Annotated in this window: 25 protein-coding genes; 20 read left to right on the top strand and 5 right to left on the bottom strand. The window is 39.2% G+C overall.

Going from position 1 to position 23,086, the window contains the following annotated elements; translation table 11 throughout:
- The first annotated feature begins 3 nt into the window (after positions 1–3).
- A complete protein-coding gene (locus CLOSYM_RS07535) occupies positions 4–1,281 on the top strand; it encodes a TolC family protein (protein ID WP_009297562.1) in 1,278 nt (425 codons plus the stop codon).
- A 72-nt stretch (positions 1,282–1,353) separates the two neighbouring features.
- Here the strand turns inward: CLOSYM_RS07535 and CLOSYM_RS07530 are convergent, their stop codons facing one another.
- The gene (locus CLOSYM_RS07530; RefSeq protein WP_044902240.1) at positions 1,354–2,091 is read right to left on the bottom strand and encodes a stage II sporulation protein R; all 738 of its coding nucleotides are present in this window, start codon (positions 2,089–2,091) and stop codon (positions 1,354–1,356) included.
- Positions 2,092–2,256: 165 nt separating this feature from the next.
- Here CLOSYM_RS07530 and CLOSYM_RS07525 point away from each other — a divergent pair, with 165 nt between their 5' ends.
- The 17 genes from CLOSYM_RS07525 (at position 2,257) to wecB (ending at position 19,322) form a co-directional block, all read left to right on the top strand.
- On the top strand, positions 2,257–3,324 hold the full coding sequence (locus tag CLOSYM_RS07525; protein WP_003506361.1) for a D-alanine--D-alanine ligase family protein: 1,068 nt from the start codon (positions 2,257–2,259) through the stop codon (positions 3,322–3,324).
- Positions 3,325–3,429: 105 nt separating this feature from the next.
- The gene (gene murI / locus CLOSYM_RS07520; RefSeq protein WP_003497499.1) at positions 3,430–4,257 is read left to right on the top strand and encodes a glutamate racemase; all 828 of its coding nucleotides are present in this window, start codon (positions 3,430–3,432) and stop codon (positions 4,255–4,257) included.
- 1 nt (position 4,258) lies between these two features.
- Entirely contained in the window at positions 4,259–4,705 is a 447-nt protein-coding gene (locus CLOSYM_RS07515; protein WP_003506362.1) for a YwiB family protein, read from the top strand.
- Positions 4,706–5,195: 490 nt separating this feature from the next.
- Entirely contained in the window at positions 5,196–5,783 is a 588-nt protein-coding gene (gene loaP, locus CLOSYM_RS07510) for an antiterminator LoaP (RefSeq protein ID WP_242828651.1), read from the top strand.
- A 122-nt stretch (positions 5,784–5,905) separates the two neighbouring features.
- Positions 5,906–7,051, top strand: a complete 1,146-nt coding sequence (locus CLOSYM_RS07505; protein WP_021641644.1) for an aminotransferase class I/II-fold pyridoxal phosphate-dependent enzyme — start codon at positions 5,906–5,908, stop codon at positions 7,049–7,051.
- 62 nt (positions 7,052–7,113) lie between these two features.
- Positions 7,114–7,536, top strand: a complete 423-nt coding sequence (locus tag CLOSYM_RS24340) for a sugar transferase (RefSeq protein WP_021641643.1) — start codon at positions 7,114–7,116, stop codon at positions 7,534–7,536.
- A gap of 84 nt (positions 7,537–7,620) precedes the next feature.
- Positions 7,621–7,794 carry a hypothetical protein gene (locus CLOSYM_RS24335; RefSeq protein ID WP_330362885.1) on the top strand — a complete coding sequence of 58 codons (174 nt, stop codon included), beginning with the start codon at positions 7,621–7,623 and terminating at the stop codon, positions 7,792–7,794.
- Between the two features lie 3 nt (positions 7,795–7,797).
- Complete coding sequence (locus CLOSYM_RS07495; protein ID WP_021641641.1) at positions 7,798–8,643, top strand: glycosyltransferase; 846 nt, start codon at positions 7,798–7,800, stop codon at positions 8,641–8,643.
- Between the two features lie 3 nt (positions 8,644–8,646).
- Positions 8,647–9,864 (top strand): CDP-glycerol glycerophosphotransferase family protein, encoded by a 1,218-nt coding sequence (locus CLOSYM_RS07490; RefSeq protein WP_021641640.1) that lies wholly within the window; start codon positions 8,647–8,649, stop codon positions 9,862–9,864.
- A 10-nt stretch (positions 9,865–9,874) separates the two neighbouring features.
- The gene (locus CLOSYM_RS07485; protein WP_021641639.1) at positions 9,875–11,131 is read left to right on the top strand and encodes an O-antigen ligase family protein; all 1,257 of its coding nucleotides are present in this window, start codon (positions 9,875–9,877) and stop codon (positions 11,129–11,131) included.
- Positions 11,085–12,170 (top strand): glycosyltransferase family protein, encoded by a 1,086-nt coding sequence (locus CLOSYM_RS07480; RefSeq protein WP_049943660.1) that lies wholly within the window; start codon positions 11,085–11,087, stop codon positions 12,168–12,170. The genes CLOSYM_RS07485 and CLOSYM_RS07480 overlap by 47 nt, the downstream gene beginning before the upstream one ends.
- 14 nt (positions 12,171–12,184) lie before the next feature.
- Positions 12,185–13,246, top strand: coding sequence for a polysaccharide deacetylase family protein (locus CLOSYM_RS07475; protein ID WP_021641637.1), 1,062 nt, complete (start codon positions 12,185–12,187; stop codon positions 13,244–13,246).
- 4 nt (positions 13,247–13,250) lie between these two features.
- Positions 13,251–14,531 carry a lipopolysaccharide biosynthesis protein gene (locus CLOSYM_RS07470; RefSeq protein ID WP_044902239.1) on the top strand — a complete coding sequence of 427 codons (1,281 nt, stop codon included), beginning with the start codon at positions 13,251–13,253 and terminating at the stop codon, positions 14,529–14,531.
- Positions 14,524–15,786 carry a polysaccharide pyruvyl transferase family protein gene (locus CLOSYM_RS07465; RefSeq protein WP_021641635.1) on the top strand — a complete coding sequence of 421 codons (1,263 nt, stop codon included), beginning with the start codon at positions 14,524–14,526 and terminating at the stop codon, positions 15,784–15,786. The genes CLOSYM_RS07470 and CLOSYM_RS07465 overlap by 8 nt, the downstream gene beginning before the upstream one ends.
- Positions 15,787–15,879: 93 nt before the next feature.
- Positions 15,880–17,109 carry a nucleotide sugar dehydrogenase gene (locus CLOSYM_RS07460; protein ID WP_021641634.1) on the top strand — a complete coding sequence of 410 codons (1,230 nt, stop codon included), beginning with the start codon at positions 15,880–15,882 and terminating at the stop codon, positions 17,107–17,109.
- 22 nt (positions 17,110–17,131) lie between these two features.
- A complete protein-coding gene (locus CLOSYM_RS07455) occupies positions 17,132–18,139 on the top strand; it encodes a lipid II:glycine glycyltransferase FemX (protein ID WP_049943658.1) in 1,008 nt (335 codons plus the stop codon).
- Positions 18,140–18,215: 76 nt separating this feature from the next.
- Entirely contained in the window at positions 18,216–19,322 is a 1,107-nt protein-coding gene (gene wecB, locus CLOSYM_RS07450) for a non-hydrolyzing UDP-N-acetylglucosamine 2-epimerase (RefSeq protein WP_021641632.1), read from the top strand.
- Positions 19,323–19,654: 332 nt separating this feature from the next.
- Here wecB and CLOSYM_RS07445 read toward each other — a convergent pair whose 3' ends face one another.
- The 4 genes from CLOSYM_RS07445 to CLOSYM_RS07430 form a co-directional block, all read right to left on the bottom strand.
- Positions 19,655–20,044, bottom strand: a complete 390-nt coding sequence (locus CLOSYM_RS07445) for an MFS transporter (protein WP_147296744.1) — start codon at positions 20,042–20,044, stop codon at positions 19,655–19,657.
- A 5-nt stretch (positions 20,045–20,049) separates the two neighbouring features.
- A complete protein-coding gene (locus CLOSYM_RS07440) occupies positions 20,050–20,586 on the bottom strand; it encodes an MFS transporter (RefSeq protein ID WP_021641630.1) in 537 nt (178 codons plus the stop codon).
- Between the two features lie 331 nt (positions 20,587–20,917).
- Positions 20,918–21,373 carry a hypothetical protein gene (locus tag CLOSYM_RS07435; RefSeq protein ID WP_003497470.1) on the bottom strand — a complete coding sequence of 152 codons (456 nt, stop codon included), beginning with the start codon at positions 21,371–21,373 and terminating at the stop codon, positions 20,918–20,920.
- Positions 21,374–21,714: 341 nt separating this feature from the next.
- On the bottom strand, positions 21,715–21,957 hold the full coding sequence (locus CLOSYM_RS07430; RefSeq protein WP_003506395.1) for a hypothetical protein: 243 nt from the start codon (positions 21,955–21,957) through the stop codon (positions 21,715–21,717).
- On the opposite strand from CLOSYM_RS07430, the gene CLOSYM_RS24225 reads away from it, so the two are divergent.
- On the top strand, positions 21,920–22,069 hold the full coding sequence (locus CLOSYM_RS24225) for a helix-turn-helix domain-containing protein (protein ID WP_081460933.1): 150 nt from the start codon (positions 21,920–21,922) through the stop codon (positions 22,067–22,069). The genes CLOSYM_RS07430 and CLOSYM_RS24225 overlap by 38 nt on opposite strands.
- 149 nt (positions 22,070–22,218) lie before the next feature.
- Complete coding sequence (locus tag CLOSYM_RS07425; RefSeq protein WP_044902237.1) at positions 22,219–23,061, top strand: MurR/RpiR family transcriptional regulator; 843 nt, start codon at positions 22,219–22,221, stop codon at positions 23,059–23,061.
- The last annotated feature ends 25 nt before the right edge of the window (positions 23,062–23,086 follow it).

Here is a 23,086-nt window from a genome sequence, read left to right as displayed (position 1 = left end):
AAGATGAAACACGATAAGAAGGTCTTAGTTCTTTCGATTTTGACAGCGGCAGCCATGACTGTCACGTCACCTCTGCAGGTAATGGCAGAGAACCCGGAATTTGCCCATGACGAGGCGACCTGGGCCCGGCTGCGGGACAATGTGATGGAATATGATGAGCTTCAGATGCTGGTGGAGGAATACAATCCCACCTACATGAATAATCAGGTTTCCTATAAAGATTCCAGGACAAAGGACGATGCGGAAACCGTAAGACAGGATTTGAAAGACGCTGCCGACGATATGACCAGTCAGGCGGAAGACATGAGGGACACGGCTGATTCCCTTCTGGATTTAGCCAATTCCCTGCAGAACATGTCCAAAGAACAGGCGGACGCAGTGCTTAAGCAGGCAGGCATTAACAGTGTAAACAGCTTAATGTCCTCCTACAATGCCATGTATCTTGGCGCGGCGATGATGGATAACAGTGCAATGAAGCAGAATATTTCCGCCGACAGCCAGTACGACGACGACGAGTCCAGAAAACTCAAATATCAGAAAACGCAGAACGGTCTGATTATGTCGGTGCAAACCATGTTCGCCTCTTATAACCAGATGAAAAGCAGTCTGGACGTAATTCAGAAAAATATAGAGATTATGGAAGCAGTCCAGCGCTCTACCGAGACGCGTGCCTCTCTTGGGATGGCGACACAGATGGATATACTGACGGCCAAGAAAAACGTGCAGTCCATTCAATCCACCTATACCCAGACCCGTACCTCTTTGGATTCCGTAAAACACAGTCTCTGTCTGGCCACAGGCTGGCAGTTCAACGCAGACCCTGATATCAGGGAAGTGCCCGGGGCAGATATGAACAGGATTGCGGCAATGAATCCGGATGTGGATAAGCAGACTGCTCTTCAGAACAATTACGATTTAAATTATAATAAAAAGATTCTTAAGAATATGACCGAAGGCTCTACCGATAAAAAGAATATGGAGCGCACGATCAAAAATCTGGAGGAGACGGTTGCCGCCTCCATGGTGAATTTATATAATGATATTCTCCAGAAAAAAACGGCGTTTGAGCTGGCAGAAGCCGCACTGGCTACCGAGACAACGGCGATGAATGCCATGGAAAGAAAGTACCAGCTTGGCATGGCAAGCCAGCTGGACTACCTGCAGGAGCAGGCGGCCTTCCTGGGCAAACAGATCGACCGCCAGACAGCGGAGATATCCCTGTTCCAGGCGATGGAGACGTATGACTGGGCTCTGAAGGGCATGCTTTCCACCGGGAACTAGAGCCTGTTTGGTTCGTCCGGTCAGCGCGGTACCTGGACAGACGGGGAGCCGGCACAGATATATATTTTAAATTTAGTCTCGCGATAGTAATTCTGCAAGGCGGAAACGGACGCGGACGGTAACTTTTTCGGAAGTTTCCGTCTGCGTTTTTTGTTTGGTATCATTAAAAACAACCCGTCTGCTCTTCATCAGATCGCGGTAATCATTGTCTGTAAGAAGGTTTTTCAGTTCCTGCTTTGAGGAGTCGGGAACCTCGCAGACAGAAGACTGGGAAAAACACAACGGCGGATAAAGGACGCACCACCAGTTGTTTCCTTGTCCGCTTCCCAAAAGAACCCGGACCGCATCGTAGTCCCCGCAGGGGAACGTGACGTCACCGTAGACTTTGGTCGGAAAATAGCAGCGTTCAATCCGGATATCGGCCGGATAGGCATAGCCTTCGGAACGCATAAATGATTCAGCGGTATGTTCCAGCTCTTCTTTGTGTTCTGTTACGTAGGAAATCAACTCATCCTTAGACAGCTCCCGGCCGTCTAAATTTTCGTACATGGTGTCAATAAGAAGCTGTTTTACTTCCAGCTTCAGGTCCTGGTCTTCCTTACTGTTGCTGTTAGCCAGAACATGGAAGCGCAGAATCTGGGGAGCCAGTCCGCTTGACAGGCTCTCCTCAGCCTTTCTGGCCTGGTTCAGGACCAGCGGTACTGAAACAAGCAGAGTGAGGGAGAGGGTGGCGCTTATAAGTAGAGCCGCCTTTCTTGAAGTCCCTTTTGATAATTTATTCATATAATATGTAATGTGTGGATGTGACATTGGTAAACCTCCATGGCTGATATATTTCAGAGCTGCTTTATTCCAGTTACTGCTTTATTTCTTACAATTTATTTCATATTTTTATCTTACTTACCCCAAGTATTGACAGCTGTGTTATAATCTAAACAGTTTAAAATTATATCCGATAGAAAGGCAGATTAAATCATGATAAAAAAGAGAATTCTCGTTATTTTCGGCGGACAGTCATCAGAGCATATTGTCTCCTGCATGTCGGCAGTAAATGTGATTAATAATATAGACAGAGATACATATGATGTCCTTATCGTGGGAATTACGGAAGAGGGACACTGGCTGCTGGTAGATTCGGTGGAGGCGATTCAGGATGAAAGCTGGAGAGATGGTACGGTTCAGGCCGTTCTCTCGCCGGATGCAACGGAAAAAAGTGTCATTGTCATAGACGGGGCCGGAATAAAGAAAATCAAGGTAGATGGTGCATTTCCCGTGCTGCATGGTCTTTATGGGGAAGATGGTACAATCCAGGGACTTTTTGAGCTGGCGAAGCTCCCATATGTCGGCTGCGGAGTTCTGGCTTCCGCCGTATCGATGGATAAGTTTTTTACAAAGATTATTGCCGACAGGGTAGGAGTGCGGCAGGCAGCCTACGAGCCGGTGATGAAAGAGGAGATTGCAGGTACAGAGGGAATGGCCGAAGCGGTGAAACGGGTGGAAGCACGGTTTGCTTATCCTGTATTTATTAAACCGTCTAACGCAGGCTCCTCCAGGGGCGTATCCAAGGCTGAAAACAGGGAACAGCTCACAGAGGGTCTTACCGAGGCTGCACGCCATGACAGAAAGATTCTGGTAGAGGAGACGATTGTCGGCCATGAGATTGAATGCGCCGTATTCGGGAACGGAAAAGAGCCGGTGATTGCATCCGGCGTCGGTGAGGTCCTGGCCGCCGCACAATTCTATGATTTTGAGGCGAAATATTTTAATGCAGAGTCCAGGACGGTTGTAAATCCGGAGCTTCCGGGTGACAGCGCCGAGAGAGTGCGCCGTGCCGCCGTGGAGATATTTAAAGCGGTAGACGGCTATGGGCTTGCACGGGTCGATTTCTTTGTCACGAAGGACGGCGACGTCGTATTTAATGAAATAAACACAATGCCCGGATTTACGGCGATCAGCATGTACCCGATGTTGTTTGAGGCGGCCGGAATCAGCAAGACAGAGCTGGTTGGGAAGCTGATCGAGCATGGAATGAAGCGGTATTAATCGGCGTGCGAGTTAAGGCATTGAGTTAAGCGCCGTGTGTAAGCATACGGTACAGGTGCAGAATACATGGGTGATACAAGTATAGGAATCAGATGGAGGAATCAGATGGACAGAAATGCGCCGATTGGTGTCTTCGATTCAGGGGTTGGCGGTCTTACCGTAATGCGGGAGATTATGCGTCAGATGCCTGACGAGAGAATTGTATACTTTGGAGATACGGCCAGGGTGCCTTATGGGAATAAATCAAAGGAGACAGTGATTCGTTATTCGCAGCAGATCATCCGTTTCCTGCAGACAAAAGAGGTGAAGGCGATTGTAATCGCCTGCAATACGGCATCAGCCTGCGCCCTTGAGGCGGTGGAGAAGAGCCTGGATATTCCGATTATCGGCGTGATTTCGGCCGGTTCCAGGGCGGCCGTGGAGGCCACCAGGAATGGAAAGATTGGAATCATCGGGACCGAGGCCACGATCCGCAGCGGAGTATATTCGGAGGAGATGAAACAACTTAGAGGGGATATCGAAGTGACAGGTAAACCTTGCCCGCTTTTCGTCCCGCTGGTGGAAGAGGGACTGCTTCACGATTCGGTGACGGATGAGATTGCATCCCGTTACCTTGCGTGCCTGAAAGGGAAATATATTGATACGCTTGTAATGGGATGTACCCATTATCCGCTTCTGCGCTCCACATTTAAGCGCCTGATGGGCGATGATGTAACGCTGGTGAATCCGGCTTATGAGACGGCAGTGGAGCTGAAGGGGCTGCTTAAGGAGAAGGGGATGACCCGCGGCGCAAAGTCAGAAGGCGTGGAAGATACCAGAGAGCAGTACCAGTTCTTTGTAAGCGATTTGGCTGAGAAGTTTACTAATTTTGCAACGTCGATTCTTCCACGAGAAGTCAGGGAGACAAAGAAGATTAATATTGAGGAGTACTGATATGACGAAAGATGTACTTGTGAGTATCAGCGGAGCGCATATGGTTGACGGGGACAGCGATGATGTATCCGTAATAACGGCCGGGAGTTATTTCTGTAAAAACGGTAAACATTACGTAATCTACGATGAACTGATTGACGGCGTGGAAGGTGCAATCCGTAACACGATTAAGATCAGGGAGGATATCGTAGAGATAATCAAGAGCGGAAGCGCCCGTTCCCATATGATATTCGAGAAAGAGAAAACAAATGTCTGCTGTTACGCCATGCCCTTCGGGCAGATTATGGTTGGGGTGAATACAGATAATATTTTATTGGAAGAAAAACCGGATCAGCTCCGCGTGGAAATTGATTATTCTCTGGACGTGAACTATGAGATGGTTTCCCAGTGCCACATTGTGATAGATGTGCGGTCCAAGGCGTTGGCGGATTTCCGGCTAGGGGAATAGCCGGGTCTTGTAGGGAAAGAAGCGGTAAATACTGGGATTTAAGAAAAAATAAGAAAATATTAGGAATAACTTACTGTTAGAATGGGAGGGGGAATATTGACCTCCCATAAAATTGGTGTTATAATTTACGAAACTCAGAAGATTGTATAATATCGTATCGAAAGATGTCGCTTAATATATCTGTTAAGCGACATACGTTTGAACAGCATTTGAAATTGAAATGCAGGATGCAGTTTCAGCATGGATGTTCAGCACGAATGCCGTTATATTAATGAAGATACATCTTTTGAGAATACAGGATTATAGGCAGATGACGTGAAGCATTGGCACACAGATTCCGGGCTATATGGTAATAGGGGATAACAACGGCAGCTGCACGCGCAATTTGTATTTTGCATTGCGTGCAGATGGCGGAGCTTACCCTATTTTACCTGAAATGAAACAACAGCTCTGGACGCTTCCGCTTGTGCGGGAAGGAAAAACGACAGATATGTGGTATGTAATACAAGTCCAGGGGGGACAGGAGGAGAAGACGGCGGAGCTGATCAAAAAGCAGTTGACGCTCTGTGATGACAGCTTGAGGGAATGCTTTATACCGAAGAAAGAACGGATGAAAAAATTTAAGGGGCGCTGGCAACAGGTGGAAGAACTTTTATTTCCAGGGTATGTATTTGCCGATTCAGGGAATGCGGAGGAACTGTACAGGCGGCTGAAGCAGGTTGGCAGATTGACGAAAGTTCTGCAGGACGGGAACTTTCTTTTTTTGTCCCTTTCAGAGGATGAAGAGCAGAGAATTAAAGCAATTGGGGACTGCCGCCATGTGACCAGGGTGTCCAAAGTCCAGGTTGTAGGGGGAGAGTATAGCGGTAAGGTTGATGGAATTGACAGAGGAAAGAATGTAGTTGTCCGGGATGGGCCTCTGAAGGGGCTGGAAGGGCATGTGATAAAAGTGAACCTGCATAAGCGTGAGGTTACGGTTCAAATGCCATTTGCGGGGAGAATGGTGGATGTGAAGCTTGGGATTGAACTGGTGGATATGAAGCCCGCACGAGAAGAAATAACGAATCAAATATATTAAAATAAATGGATACGAAAGGCTGACCGGCATGCAATATGCAGGGGGCCTTTTTTCTATGAATGAAATAATAAAAATAGATTCATAAAACGAATGCGATGGTATTAAGGAAGAGAGGGTGAAGGATGGAAAAGCAAAAAAGAATATTTTTGTCCAGTCCGACAATGAATGGGCATGAAATGGAGTATATCCAGGAGGCCTTTGATACAAACTGGGTGGCGCCCCTTGGAAAAAATGTTGATGAATTTGAAAATGAACTTGCTGCATATGTTGGTTCAAAGCATGCAGCAGCATTAAGCGCCGGGACGGCGGCACTGCATCTTGCAGTCAAGCTGGCAGGAATAGGGCCAGGGGATGTGGTACTTTCATCTTCTCTTACATTTGCCGCAACCTGTAACCCTGTTACCTATGAAGGAGGAAAGCTGGTTTTTATCGACGCGGAAAAGGATACGTGGAATATGTCGCCCGAAGCGCTGGAAGAAGGCTTCCGGAAATATCCTGAAACAAAAGCCGTATTGCTTGCCCATCTTTACGGTACACCTGCTAAGATGGATGAGATTATGGGTATCTGTGAGAAACATGGCGTGCCGTTGATTGAAGATGCAGCGGAAGCACTCGGCAGTACATATAAAGGAAGAGGATGCGGTACTTTCGGAAAGTACGGCATTTTTTCATTTAACGGAAATAAGATAATCACGACCTCCGGCGGCGGAATGCTGGTGTCGGATAGTGAAACGGACATAATAAAGGCCAGATTCTGGGCAACACAGGCCAGAGAAGCAGCAAGGCATTATGAACATAAAGAGATAGGATACAATTACCGGATGAGTAATATCGTCGCCGGAATTGGCCGCGGGCAGCTGCTGACCTTAGATAAATATAAGGAGAAAAAGCGGCATATTTACCAAAGATATCAGGAGGCTTTTGCGGATATACCAGAGATTCGGATGAATCCATTGAATCCCGACGGTGAGGCTAATAACTGGCTGTCATGTATTACCCTGGAGCCCGAATGTATACAGAGAGGAAGCTCTCCGCTTGAAATTATGGAGGCGCTGGAAAAGGAAAATATTGAGAGCAGGCCGATTTGGAAACCGATGGATTTACAGCCGGTTTATCAGGAAAATGATTTTATACAGGTGGAGAGTTTCAATGGGAAGTCAATTGGCCGGGATATTTTTGACAGAGGGGTATGTTTGCCCAGTGATGTGAAAAATACGGATGAGGATATGGAACGGGTCACTCAGATAGTAAAATCGTTGTTTAGATAGGAAGATAGGGAATTTAGCTTACTTAAGCAGAGACTCTGCTTTAGAAAATAGGAGATGCAGGGATGTATCGGAAATATATAAAGAGGCTGTTGGACATTATTATGGCAGCGGCTGGAATTATTGTGCTGTCACCGGTGATGCTGGTGACAGCTTTTCTTGTGCGTGTAAAGCTAGGAAGCCCGGTGATTTTTAAACAAAAAAGGCCGGGTAAAAATGAAAGAATTTTTGAGATGTATAAGTTCCGCAGTATGACGGATGAGCGTGATCAAGATGGAAATTTGCTGCCTGACGAAGTGAGACTGACGGAGTTTGGAAAAAAATTACGGGCAACCAGCTTAGATGAACTGCCGGAATTGTTTAATATTCTTAAAGGGGATATGAGTGTGGTGGGGCCGCGGCCACAGTTGGTGAGAGATATGGTTTTTATGACGTCAAAACAGAGGAAACGCCATGAGGTACTTCCAGGATTGACGGGATTAGCCTAGGTGAATGGGAGAAATAAGATTTCTTGGGAAGAAAAGTTTTATTGGGATCTTCAATATCTTCACCATATAGGACTCCGAACAGACATGGCAATTGTAGTAAAAACCATGGATAAGGTTTTGAGGAAAAGGGATATTACGTCGGAAGGATTGGAGACAGCAGAGGACTTAGGAGATTATTTATTGAGGACAGGCAGAATTTCTGCGGAGGAATACAGGATAAAGAAGGATATGGGTCAACGGCTCATAAAAGGTAGATGAATAATGAGCGAGCAATTAAAATTTTCTGTTGCAATGAGCGTTTACATAAATGATAAAGGCTCCTATTTTAATCAAGCAATTACTAGCATTATAGAGCAGACAGTATCACCGTCTGAAATAGTGGTTGTGTTGGATGGTCCTGTAAATGAGGATATTATCTACATTCTTGAAAGTAAAAAGAAAGAAGTCAAGGGAAGAATCGAGATTAAAATAATAGAACTGAAAAAAAACGTAGGTCTAGGAAAAGCATTGAATATTGCGATTCTAAATTGCTCTTATGAATACATTGCGAGAATGGATAGTGATGATATTAGTGTAAAAGACAGATTCGAAAAACAGTTGCTTTGTTTCGAAAAAATGAAGGGTATAAGCCTTGTGGGAGGCTATATTTATGAATTTTTAGATGTTCCTAAACAGATTGTCGGAATTAGAACTGTCCCGGAAAAGGATGAGCAGATAAAAGAATATTCTAGGAAAAGAGCACCAGTCAATCATGTAACGGTCATGTTTAAGAAAGCAGATGTAATAGCTGCTGGAAACTATAGGGATTGGTATTGTAATGAGGACTATTTTTTATGGCTCAGAATGATTGAAAAAGAACAGAAATTTTATAATATCCCAGAAAATCTAGTCTACGTCCGTGTAGGAAAAGATATGTATAACAGGCGAGGTGGGAAAAGATATTTTATCAGTGAGATAAAACTTCAGAGATATATGCTTAATAAAAAAATGATTACACGAACAAGATACATAAAAAATATTTTTCTTAGGTTGGTTTTGCAGATTTTATTACCATCGAACATAAGAGGAATTGTATTTCAAAAATTTGCGAGAAGAAAATTGGTGTAGAGTATGAATTTGTATTTATTAAGACGGTTAAAAAAGCTAACAGTAACAGATATTATAAGTTATAGTGCTTTTTTTTTAATGTATCCCATTGGTATACTTTATAAACAGTATCTTAAAATAAGAAGAAAATCATTTTGGTTGATTTGTGAGGATGAATACGGAGCAAATGATAACGGATATCATTTTTTTGGGTATATGTGTAGGTATCAGAAGCAAAAACCAGTATTCTATGTCCTGAATCGAAAGTCAAGGTATTATGAAGAGGTAAATAAAATAGGTAATGTTATAAGATGGGGATCGTTAAGGCATTGGTTATATTATTTAAGTGCTCAATCAATAATATCGACACAGCTTGGTTCTTCTCCATCCCTGAAAACTTTTTTCCCGCTTGAAATAATAGGGGTTTTACAAAATAAAAGAGTATTTCTTCAGCATGGTGTACTCTTAAATTACTATGAGTCTCTTAATTACACAAATAATAAACTTTCATGTATTATTTGCGGAGCAAAACCGGAATACGAATATATCAAATCGAGTTTTGGATTTTCAGAAAAGGCAGTGGTATATACTGGATTAGCCAGATTTGATGAATTGCATGATTATAAAAAACAGGAAAATCTTATAATAATCATGCCTACGTGGAGGAGTTGGCTAACTCAAAATGGGGTTGCCTGTGAAGAAAAAATCAAATTTACCGATAGCCAGTATTATAAGGAATTTAACGGGTTATTAAATAATGCACAATTTATTGAATTTGTAGAAAAGAATAATTTACAGGTATTATTTTACCTACATAGGGCTATGCAGCAATACGTTTCATCTTTTAAATCCAGGAGTTCCAATATCACTATTGTCAAGCGATTTGATAAAGATATACAGAACTTATTAAAGGAAGCTTCTTTTATGATCACTGACTATTCAAGCGTTTCAGTTGACTTCGCATATATGAAGAAACCTTTAATATATTTTCAATTTGATCAAGAAAAGTTCAAGAAATATCATGGTAGAAAAGGCTATTTTTCTTATCAGGATAATGGTTTCGGACCGACTGCTGAGAATGTAGAAAGTGTAATTGAGTTTTTAAAAAAGAGTTATAAGAATAACTTTAGATTAGAGAAGTTGTATGAGGAAAGAGCAGAAGAGTTTTTTCCACTTTGGGATTGTAAAAACTGTGAAAGAATTTTTAAGGCGGTTGATAAAATGCTGGAAGGTAGGTATTAAGAGAAAATATATGAGATATAGGATAAAAGTAAAAGATATTGTGGAGGTTTTAAAATGCAATGCAATATGTGCAACGCTTTTTTTTACCACATTAAATACATTTGTCTTTTCCATGCTTTCTTTAATTGGGATAAATGCAGAGTATTCAACGGAAGTTGTGGCACTATTTTCCTATGGCATTTTATTTTTAATGGGATTATATTCAGTTTTTTACTTAAAACCATATATGCTGATAATTCCTCTGTTCATGTTAATCATGTATTTTTCAAGCTTTATTTTTTTCACCCAAAACCGTCCATTTTTACTTGGAAATGAAATCCTTTTAGGTTTTTTAGGTTTAGGATTGCCTGCTTTTTTATCTTCGGTTACATTGGACAATATAGATAAGCTTGAAAAGTATTTGCATAAATACTGTATTACAGTCGTTTTTATACAAACCTTTTTATCCATTGCATCTCATTTGTCAATGCCGTGGTGTGACAGAAGTAATTATATGGAAATATCATATCAGCTTTTAGTGCCAATTATCTATTTTCTTTTGTTGGAAAAAGGGACTGTAATTGACAAATTTTGTTTGATTGCAGGAATAATAATTGTCATTATTGATGGTGCCAGAGGACCTCTTGTGGGGATTATTCTATGTATTGGATATAGAATAATTTCACGTTTTTCTAAAGAGAAAATAGCATTATCTATGTTTTTAGGAATGCTTGGAATAATTATTCTAATTGCAAATTATCAGACAATATTTACATGGATATTGAATACGGCAAATCATTTTGGATTTAAGGGGAATTTAATACGTCATATCGAATGGGGAGATGTCTTTTCTCCATCTGGAAGAGATGAATTATTTAGTTTAGCAGTGACAGTAATTAACAAATTTATGTTTACAGGCAGTGGTATGGCAGGTGACCGCTATTGGTTAAATGCGCTGGGATACGGTAAAACGGGAGCTTACACTCATAATATATTCGGAGAACTACTTATTGATTATGGAATTATTTTGGGGACGATTTTAATATTGTTTTTATGCATAATGATCTATTTGTGTTTTATCAAAAGAGAGAGTATGTATTTAAAGATATTCAAAATCCTCTTTTTTTCATTGGGTTTTTCGAGACTTTTATTATCATCCAGCTATATCATAGAGGTTGGCTTTTACGTGATGATGGCAATGATGATAAGAGGAATAAAATTTAGATATATTGGAGAAAAGAATGAAGAACATATTAATAATTACACATTGGTTTTATCCGATAAATAACCCACGTTCATTTCGTGCGCGAGCTTTGTCAGATGAATTAATTAAATCGGGTTATAATGTTGATGTTTTAAACGGGGAGAGAAGGCGTCTGATAGCGATGAAGGATCTACAATCTTATTATGACGAATGCAATATTGCTCAATCCCAAGAAGTAACAGAAGATATTTGTATATTAAAAAAACAACTTAAGAAATGTATGAATTATCTTATTGGTGAAAAATTTTTTGTCACACAGATAAAACCATTAGCAAAACGAATTAATCATTCATATGATGTCATTATTTCGATTGGTAATCCATTCTATTCGCATTTATTGTCGATATATCTGTCAAAGCGTATGAGAAAATCGCCTGTATTGATAGGAGATTGTGGGGACCCGTTTTATCTGGGACCAGGAAAGCATTCAATTTTAGTAGATCTGATACAAAGATACACATTTGATAAATTAAATTATGTAACAATACCGATTGAGAATGCGAAGTTATATTACCAAAATTATTTATCGGAGAATAAAATAAAAATTATACCTCAAGGTTTTAGTACAGAAAATATAAAGATAGCGGAGTATAAAAAGGATTTAGATTGTATTCATTTTGCATTTGCGGGAACTCTTTATTATGATATTAGAAATCCGGAAAAATTGCTAGAATATTTACGTGGACGAAAGGAAAACTTTGAATTTACTTTATATACTTCTTTAAATAATGATGTATACCATAAAGTACTATTAAAGTATAAAAAAGTGTTGGGAGATAAATTGCAGATATTTCCATATTTAAAACGTGAAGATTGCATCTATCAATTAAGTAAACAGGATTTTTTGATAAATATTGAAAATACTACAAGCATACAAGCACCATCAAAATTAATTGATTACTCATTAGCGGGACGCCCTATTTATTCGTGTCGCCCTGATAGTAGCTCATTTGATGTTCTTGATGAATTTTTAGTGGGAGATTATAGTCACAAGGTTGATTTTAATATATCGAAATATAAAATTGAAACCGTTTGCTTGCAGTTTGAAGAGCTGTTTCAATAATAGTGAGGGGAAATATGTTGCATTTATGTCTTACATTTGATTATGAACTTTTTTTTGCACATACAGATTTTTCTGAGCAAGATGTTTTATTTAAGCCTACAGAAAGAATTTTGGATTTGCTGGATGAATATGATATTAAAGCTACTTTCTACGCTGATACAGCTTCATGTATAAGATATGCAGAATTTGGACTAAATGATTTTCCAAAATCATTTAATGCTCAGATTACTTCAATGAGAAAAAGAAAACATGACATTCAGCTTCATATACATCCGATTTGGTATAATGCAAAGTTAGAAAAGGGCAAGTGGCAATTTGATAACAGATACTATCGTCTACATGCTTTCGATAAAATTCATTCAGAAGTCGATATGAGACAAATATTTTTAGAGACTAAAAATTATTTGGAATCAGTTTTAAAGGAAGTGGACAATAATTATAAATGCGTATCGTTTCGGGCAGGGGGATTTTGTATTCAACCAGAGCAGGAGATTTTTAAATTGATGGAAGAAAATAGAATTATTATAGACTCTTCCGTTTGCAAGGGATTATACAGTAATACTGGAACGCATTATTACAATTTTACAAAAACACCCGAAAAAGAAAATTGGTGGATGTCATCGGAAAGTGGGCTTTGTCGAGAGGACTGCAATGGTAAAATTTTTGAGATACCGATAGGTTCTATTTGCAAAAAGCCTGAAAAATGGCTGATTGTACATAAAAATCCCAGATTAAGGCGAGAGGAGTTAAAGGGAAAAACATCTGATGCTATAGAAATGTCGGCTTTCTCTTGTAAGAAACTTTTACAAAAAATTAATGATTTTTGGAATCATTCTGTCATGATGAGCCTTGATAGCGCCCATTATAAAGCGCTTATCGAAATGGTTTACTATTATTTAAAAACTTATGATTGTGTTAATCAAGAGATATATATATGTCTTATTGGGCATCCTAAATTATTTGGCATTACTAATTTGGAAAATTTGAAAAATTTTATTGAGCAAATTAATAATCAGTTTTCTGATGCAGTAATATTTAATACTATTGAACAAGCTTATCAAGAAAACAGAAAGTAAAAAAATGTTGAAAAAATTGAGAGAGTTTTTAAAAAGTTGTGGTATTAAGGCAATGCTGACATTAACAGCTGGAGTTTTTATAGCGCAAATAATTTCTTATGTAGCTCAGCCACTTTTAACAAGATTATATTCTCCGGAATCCTTTGGAATAAATGCGTTAATTGTCTCGGTTGTTTCAATGTTTACACCTGTCTTAACGCTTCAATATGATCAGTTTATTGTAATCAGTGATTCAGATGATGACGGAAAAAAGTTAACAACGTTATCTTTATACCTTTCATTTATTGTAACATTAGCAGTATGCATAGGATTATTTATATATAACAATATTCTTAAAAGAAACACGTTTTTTGTAGCTGGAAACTGGATATATTTATCTATCCCCCTTATGTTACTGACAGGGGTTATTAATGTCTTAACAGCATATAATAATAGATTAGGTTGCTATAATATTATAGCTCAAGTTAATATTTTTAGAACATTATCTCAGAGTGTATTTAAAGTACTTTTTGGGATGTGGGATAAAAGTTTCATTGGATTAACAATAGGAACTATTATCGGTTGCGTAACAGGACTTGGAAAGCAAACCAAATGTTTAGGGTGGAAATTAAGTGAATTCTTTTCATACAGCATAGGGGAGTTATGGACTGTTGCTAAAACATACAAAGAACAGCCATTGTTTTCAACACCAGGTTTTTTTGTTTCTAATTTATCATATTCTATATTACCAGTCATGCTGTCCAGTTTGTATAATACGGAAGAAGTTGGTTATTTTTCTCTATCAATGACTATGCTGGGAATACCTTTAAGCTTAATCAGTGACAGTGTTGGAAAGGTGTTTTTAAAAAAAGCAAGTCAAGAAAAAGCAGATAATGGTGGATTTTATGTTTCCTATAGAAATACGTCAGTATTGTTATTAGCCATAGCTCTACCTGCCTTTACTTTATTATATTTTATTGCGGAGCCGGCTTTCTTTTTTGTATTCGGAGCTTCTTGGATTCGGAGCGGAACATTTGTGAAAATACTAATTCCACTATATATTGTACGATTTGTAGTAAGTGTTATGGTACAGGGATTGATCATATCGGGAAAACAACTAATGAAATTGATAATTCAAATGTTTTTTATTGTTGAGGCAGTGGTTGCTTTTAGTTTGAGTAAATCTTTTAATCTATCAATTGAGTTATTTTTAAGTATAACGGGAACATTATATGCCTGCAATTATATTGTAATATGGATTGCTGGATATCACGCAAGCAGAAGTGAGAAGGGAATTTATGATTAGAGTGGGGATTTTGACATTTCATAAAAGTATAAATTATGGTGCATTTATGCAATCTTATTCTTTAGCAAAAAGATTGGAAAAGGATTTTGCAAATTGTCAAATTGAGATTATTGATTATATGACAAGAAGAATGCATGATAACTATTCAAAAAATAAATGGATTTATTCATTCAGTTATATGAAGACAATTAAGAAAAATGGATGGCTCAAAGTCATTAAGGTTTCACTTTCGAGAGTGTATAATTCATTTTTTAAGAAAAATTTTTGGATAAAAAGAATTAGTCTTATAAATGCTTTTGAACGAGACTGGGGGGAATTACCCCTAACGCAAAAGACAATTATCAGTGATGATTACAATAAAGTTTTTTGTGAATTAAAAGATAAGTATGATATTCTAATTACCGGAAGTGATTGTGTTTGGGAATTTTTAAATTATCCATTTCCTAATGTATATTTTTTAAATGATGATATAGCTAGTTATCACGTTTCTTATGCTGCAACATCTGATAGAATGAATGTTAATGAGGTATCAGAAAAAGAGGCTAATTATATCAGAGAAGCGTTAGAACGTTATTCATATATAGGGATCAGGGATACGGCTACGCAGAATTTTTTATCAGGACTTAATTGTAGGAAGCAATTATATCATAATTGCGATCCTACAATTTTTTTACAAATGAACTTATTGAGTGATTATAGAACAAAAGCCAAAAAAAAATTGGCATTGCATGGTATTTCATTCAGTAAAAAGATAATTTTTATAATGGGAACAGAAGAGATCGGCCAGATGGTAAGAGACATATTTGGTACTGTCTATCAGTTGGTTAGTGTATATTCTGCAAATAGATATACTGATGTTTTTCTGGATGATTTAACACCTCTTGAATGGAGCCAGGTTTTCTCCTTTGGGGAATTAACCTATTCTAATTATTTTCATGGGACAATCTTATCTTTAAAAAATCTGACCCCATGTCTGTTTTTTGATTATGCAATTAGTTTTGACGAAGGTGACAAGACAAAGGGAAAAGATTTGCTGGATCGGCTAGGGTTGAATTTTTTATATCATAAAAGAACAGATATAAAAAACTGTCGCAAACAGATATCTGAGTTAAGTAATAGCCTGCTAGAAAATCCCATTAAAGATAAAATTTCTGAAGGATTAGTAAGAGAAAGTTTATCTTACAATAGCTTTAAAGAATACATGAGTAGCGCAATTCAAAACTTAACGGGTGAAAGTATAATTGAAAATAATTGAATTATGTGTAAGAAAGGGGGACAAGTTTGGTTTACAAAGAACTAAAGTAAAGGCACCCCATAAACTTATAAAAATAAAGAGAGGTTAAGAGAGATGAATAAAATAAATGTGGTAGGTCTGGGGTATATTGGTTTACCGACAGCTTTAATGTTAGCTGCACACGATATAGAGGTGATAGGTACAGATTATAATGAAAAGCTTGTACAGACGTTAAAAGAGGGGCATACAACTTTTACAGAGGATGGTCTGGAAGAACTATTTCAAAAGGCCTTAATGAAGGGCATAACATTTTCTACGGAATACGCCTGTACAGATATATATATAGTAGCAGTGCCTACACCATACAATAAAAAAAATAAAAAAATCGATGCACATTATATTATTGGGGCAATCGATGCAATATTATCTGTTTGTAAAAAGGGGGCAACAATTGTTATTGAGTCTACAATTTCACCTGGAACGATTGACAAAGCGGTAAGGCCTTTTGTCGAGGCAAAACAGTTTGTAATAGGGAGGGATATTCATCTCGTCCATGCGCCGGAACGCATTATTCCTGGCAACATGATTTGCGAATTAAAATATAATTCAAGAACTATTGGTGCAGATGACATGGATAAGGGAGAGGAGATTAAAGAGATTTACTCTTCCTTTTGTCAAGGAGAAATTGTGGTTACTGATATTAGGACTGCTGAGATGACAAAAGTTGTTGAAAATACATATCGTGATATAAATATTGCTTTTGCAAATGAATTAGCTAAAATTTGTCAATCTGATGGCATGAATGTATATGAAATAATTAAAATTGCAAATAAGCACCCTAGAGTTAATATCCTGGCTCCCGGTCCGGGAGTAGGGGGGCATTGCATTTCCGTAGATCCATGGTTTTTAGTGGGAGATTATCCTGGTCTTGCCAATATTATATTAGCAGCTAGAAAAATTAACGATAGCATGCCGGAATATGTACTTAGCCGTATTGCTGAAATAATGGAAGAAAATAAAATTACGAATTTATCCAGAGTGGGTTTTTATGGTCTTACGTATAAAGAAGATGTGGACGATGTAAGAGAAAGTCCAACTTTGCAAATACTCGCAAGCATGAAATCACATTTATCAAATGGGTTTGTTCAAGTCTATGATCCATACATTGAAGAAAACATTGTTTCTAATCAAAAGCACGAATTCACAGAATTCATAGATAATATTGATTTGATTGTTATTTTAGTAGCCCATTCTGAGATTCGACAGCGTATGAAAGAGTTAAAAGGGAAAGTGATCTTTGATACCAGAAAGATTTGTACACTGCCTGGTACATATTACTTATGACATTACAAAAGTGGAGATGAATATGAATCGTTCTATACAAATTTACACCTATGAGGAAATTCCAGATCTAATAAGAATAAAACCAGAAGCTCTCAATGCTTATTATACTAGAGAATATTTTGATTATGTTAAAATGCAAAAAGAAGAACCATTATATTTTTGCAGTGAAGAATATTGTCTACTGGTGATTCTGAAAACAAAGTTTTTGTTTAATATTGCAAAAATACCAGCAGAATACATAAAGCTTAATGAGGATATAGGGAACGCGGAAGAATTTATGACAAGTGTTATAGAGATTTTAAAGAAAAAATATAACGTTCTGTGGGTAGGACCAAGTGCCCCCTGTGCCTTATTTGAGGAAACACCTTTGAATGCAATGAAAATACCTTTTGGAAGTTATATTATTAACTTGGAAAAGTCAGAGGAGGAAATTTGGGCCGGAATACATAGTAAGCATCGGAATGTTATAAGGAAAGCAGAAAAAGAGAATGTGGTTATAAAAAGGGGCGGTAAAGAATTAATTGAAGAATATATGCCTATAGAGAAGACAACTTGGGATAGAAGTGGTCGGACGGGTAATACGCCAGATTTTTATCAACAGATGTTTGATTGTATGCCTTCTCAAATGAAAATATATCTTGCATATAAAGATGAACAAGTGCAAGGTGGGGCTATTTTTTTATTTCATTCCTCACAGTGCTATTACCTTTATGGCGCCAGTATTGACAAACCTTCTTCAGGAGCAATGAATTTATTGCACTGGATTGCGATGAAGGACATGAAAGAATGGGGGGTTAAACAGTACAATTTTGTAGGATGCAGAATAGGCGTGCAGTCTGGAAGCAAATTGGATGGAATCCAAAGATTTAAAGAGCGCTTTGGTGGAGAACTTGTTCAAGGATATATGTTTAAAGTGATTTGCAAACCTCTGTTGTATTGGGTATATAAGGAAATACTTTATATAAAGAAAAATAGGGGACGAAAATACCCAATTGATATTATTGAAGAAGAATATTCTAAATGGAATTAATATTTTTAAGAGTAAAGCCCATTTTAGTGATAAGGATTTGAATGATCTATTAAAATAATAAAGGAAAGCGAATGTTATGAAAACAATTTTGTTAGTCTTTGGGACCCGTCCTGAAGCCATAAAAATGTGTCCCTTGGTTAATGAACTCCAAGCCAGAGATTGCATACGAACCATCGTCTGTGTCACCGGACAGCACCGCCAAATGCTGGATCAGGTTTTAAACGCTTTCAATGTAGTCCCTGATTACGACTTATCTATCATGAAAGAACGCCAGACGCTTTTTCATGTAACAACAAATATCCTAAATAAAGTAAAAGAAGTATTAGAAAAAGAGAAGCCAGATGTAGTGCTTGTCCATGGAGATACCTCCACGACCTTTGCCACTGCATTGGCTTGTTTTTATTTACAGATACCGGTTGGACATGTGGAGGCTGGTCTTCGCACTTACAATCTTTACTCACCTTATCCGGAGGAGTTTAACCGCCAGGTAGTCAGTATCATAGCAGCTTATAATTTTGCCCCGACAAAATTGTCGAGGCAAAATTTGATCAGGGAGGGAAAAGATCCCCAAACGATTTATGTAACTGGCAATACCGCAATTGACGCTTTAAAGACCACGGTCCACTCAAATTATTATCATGAGCAGCTCGAATGGGCGAAGGGAAGCCGATTGATTATGATTACAGCACATCGCCGCGAAAATCTTGGGGAACCGATGAAGCATATGTTTCGCGCCATCCGTCGTGTCTGTGATGAACATTCCGATGTGAAAGCAATCTATCCTATCCACATGAACCCAATTGTCAGAGAGACTGCTAATGAGATTTTGGGTGGAGATGAGCGCATACGCATTATTGAGCCATTGGATGTGGTGGATTTTCACAATTTCCTTTCGCAGTCATATTTGATTCTCACAGACTCCGGTGGTATCCAGGAAGAGGCTCCGTCTCTTGGAAAGCCGGTTTTAGTTATGCGTGATACAACAGAAAGGCCTGAGGGAATAGATGCGGGGACATTAAAGTTGGTGGGTACAGATGAAGAAACTATTTACAATGCATTTCATTTGCTGTTAGAGGACTCCGCAGAGTATTCTAAAATGAGTCAGGCTAGTAATCCCTATGGGGACGGCTTTGCATCAAAACGAATTGCTGATATTTTAGAATATGGCAGAGAACTATCATAAAATGTTTTTCACTATACTTTTTCTTTATAAATATTGTAATGACATATCTTATATCAGTTTTTGGTCTTTACATAAACTTTGAAACAGTCTCGTGCGGTATTTGATATTACTAACTCCTGGTATTAAATTCTTATACATTTGGTATAGCATGTAATATCTGACTAGTTTAGTGACGCCTCTTTCTATGCAGCAACCTTTTTTTCCGTGATAAAATAAACCTCCAAACTGAGTAAGGTATTCTTACCTCAGTTTGAAGGTTCGCTATCTTTGCGATAATCCACGTCATGTTGACATAATTTTTCCAAACGATACAGAACAGCATCTTTTTACAGTCACTCAATCCAGTCATAATAAATTTTTAAAGTTCCCAGTGCAGCCCACATCCCCTTACAGCACCCTCTCCACCCCCTCAACCCGATACTCCACACCATATTCCTTCGCCTCTGCCCAGTCAGCAGCAGCGCATACTTTTCCTTCATCAGCGAATAAGCAATAGCTGCTATTACGGCAACAGCGAGGATAACGGCCGGTATGATGCCAAATGCCAGCTTAAGGTTAGCTATTGTATCCGCGGCCTGTTCGGCAGCTTCGGCGTTGAAGCCGATTGCACTGAGCACAATGCCGGTAATCCACATTCCGATTGCGTTTCCGGCCTTCATGAAAAAGCCGATCATCGAAGTATAGAGGCCGTCCGGAGAATTGCCGAATTTGTTTGCAAACACACCGGTTAAAACGGTTGTAAGCAGCAGAAATTATACACGAAAACGATTATCACTGCAAACAGTACTCCGGTCGCCGTCCATCCGAGACTTTCGCTGCCAAATATTTTTGCAAAAAATTGTACAATCATGAGTGAGCCGCTGAGTGCGATAAGCATGCCGATATTCATCAGGAAATTGGCGCAGGTGCGCAGCGTAGTTCTTTCCTCAAAGTCATCCGTCAGTTCGGAACCCAATGCTATATGGGGAATTACAGCCGAAGTCAGGAATGTCCAGTAGGCAGCATTGATTAGGATATAATACACTGCCTTTGCACCGGCAGTCCGGGCAACAGGATGAGCTTTATCGACTTTCCAGTAATTGAAATACTGGTTACAGGTCAGCTCATTTCTCGTCCCATATTTGGAACATACCTGTTTGAATATCGCGTGGATTTCGTCAATTGCCTGCTGCATATCCTCAACGCCTTTTATGGAGCCCACATTCAGGCTGGGATTGACCGGAAATCCGAGAAGCGCACCTTTTTCCTTCAGCCTGTCATTCAAGTTTGTACAGTTCAGTTGCAAATTCGGCAGGGAGCTGTACCGGGATCTTCCGTCGGCTACGCTCAGCCTGTTCGAGCGCTCTTATCACTGGCTGGGGTTTCATGAAAAGGGAGATAAACTGCATCTGCTGGCGTATGAAGCGGTGAAGGAAAAGCGAAATTTGAGCATATCGTGAACTATCGGAAAAAGTACGCCAAAGTGATAAAGCTTACAGCTGCCTAATATACCGTAGTTAATGAAAAATACAGTAACAGATACAAAAAAACTGCCGTTAACAGTTCACCTGTCCCGGCAGTTTTTTTCCTATACCTAAATTCAATTATCACTCTAATTACTTTTTCCCACTCTTATCTTTCTTAAACCGTGCAAAGAATCCCTTCTTCTTAGGAAGCGGCGGTATGCCACCGCGGACGCTCTTAACATCCGTTATGTAGAGCCCGCTGATTACAACCTTGGCTTCTGTCTTAACCGGGAGCTGTAAAAACGCCTTGTCATCTGCAATAAGAGTTAAAACCTTCGGGCCGACCTTTGCCTTCACGATAGGAAGCTTGGCCCTTCTCATATACCATGGAGTCTGATCAATAACCATCTTAGGGAGACCCGACTCTTTGACTTTCAGTTTCTTCTTATCAATAACGAGAATTGAAACCGTCTGTTTTGCAGCTTCCATCATGGACTGCTGCTCAGCCTGACGCTTCTCCATCTTCCTTCCGAAATAATAAAGTACTGCCAGTGCAATGAGTGCAATAACCAGGATGATGAGCACTACGTTCAGAAATGTCTGCATATAAATACCTCCGTAAATGATAGCGGCGGATATGGCGTTAACTATAAAAATGACAGGAAAACAGCCCCTTTCCCTTGCAATTTACCACTGTCCATCAGCACCACAAAAAAATAACCGCACTTGTCGCTATTATAGCATCAGATAGATAAAAAGGCAAGGAAAAGCGTAAAAACCGGGGACCGGAAAAGAACAGAATGTAACAGTTCATGCTGTCTGAACTGTTACAACGGAATGTCATGTTCACACGGAATAAAGAGGGCATCCCGCAGGCCGTAAATTCCATCGGGCGCCCTCTCCATCCTTGTCTTGTACGTATGAAGTCAGCAGTATGAGTATGTATCTTAAAGGTTGATAGCTCCTGTTTCTTCTTCGATGAGCTGAATCAGGGTACCATCCTTGACAAGCGTGTAAATATATTCAATATCGGGATAAAAGAAACGGTCCTGGTCGGCAAAAGCTACTTTTTCCCGGATGAAATCATGGAGCTTTGCCGTCGCTTTTCCCTGCCTCAATGGCTTTAACATATCGATTGCCTGAAGGGAGACCATGATGTCGATTGCAATAATATACTGCAGCTTTCTCACTGCTTCCCCGGCGCGCCGCTGCTGCGGTAATGTGACGCAGGCAGCCAAAAAACTTGGGCTGCAGCGCCAGAGCCTCCAGTATAGGATAAGGAAATATGGGATTTATATTTAAAACAGGTTATCGTTATCGGCGGTGATTGGTATTTGGTGAGAGTTGAAATTGAAAATAAATTATCAAAAATAATAGAAAATGAAAAATATTTTACATTTCTATTGACTTTCACAATGGAGATTTCTATAATGAAGCTATGGAGGTTTTACATGGATAATAACGTACTTAGCATCATCAATGAAAATTATTCGGCATTGACAAAGACGCAGAAAAAACTGGCGGATTTTATCAAAGATAATGTGCATATGATCCCATTTCTATCGATTGCGGAGCTTGGGGAAAAGACGCAGGTGAGTCTGGCCAGTATCACCCGCTTTACGAGGGAGCTGGGGTTTAACGGTTACTCACAATTCCAGAAAAGCGCAGCGGATTTGATTCGCAAGGACGTGGTACCGATGCGTGAATTAAAGCATTCGATTACAGAGGAGGGGGAGGAAGATATATTAAGCCGGATGATACGTCTGAATATTAACTCACTGGAGACACTGAACAGTGAAGACCTGAAAAGAAATTTTCAGCAATCCGTTGATTTGATAACGGGCTGCCGTAAACTCTATATAACTGCCGCCCGCTCGTCTTTCAGTGTTGCATATTATCTGTATTTCATGCTGAAGGAATTTATGGAGCATGTTGAACTGCTGACAGAAGGAACCGGAGATATTTCGAATAAACTGCAGTACATTGAGAAAGAAGACTGTCTCATTGCAATCAGCTATGAACGATATACCAGGGCTACATATAATATTGTCTCCTATTTAAATAAAAAAGGATGCCCGGTCATAGCGGTTACGGACAGCCATTCTTCACCAATTGCATTGAAGGCTACAACGGTTCTTCTGGCAAAGCATGCGGTGGATACCTATTCTTTTGTCAACTCAATGACGGTGGCAAACGCCCTGATTACTGCGGTAGGAAGGAGGGATAAAGACAATACATTGAAGAAGCTGGAGCGCCAGGATGAGATTGCGCTTGAATACGGCTTATATTTGTAATGAATCAGATATAACATTTTTCAGA

The sequence above is a fragment of the [Clostridium] symbiosum ATCC 14940 genome, from assembly GCF_000466485.1.
Lineage (GTDB): Bacteria > Bacillota > Clostridia > Lachnospirales > Lachnospiraceae > Otoolea > Otoolea symbiosa.
Note: the sequence above shows the minus strand (reverse complement) of the source record. Positions and strands in the feature narration are given on the sequence as shown.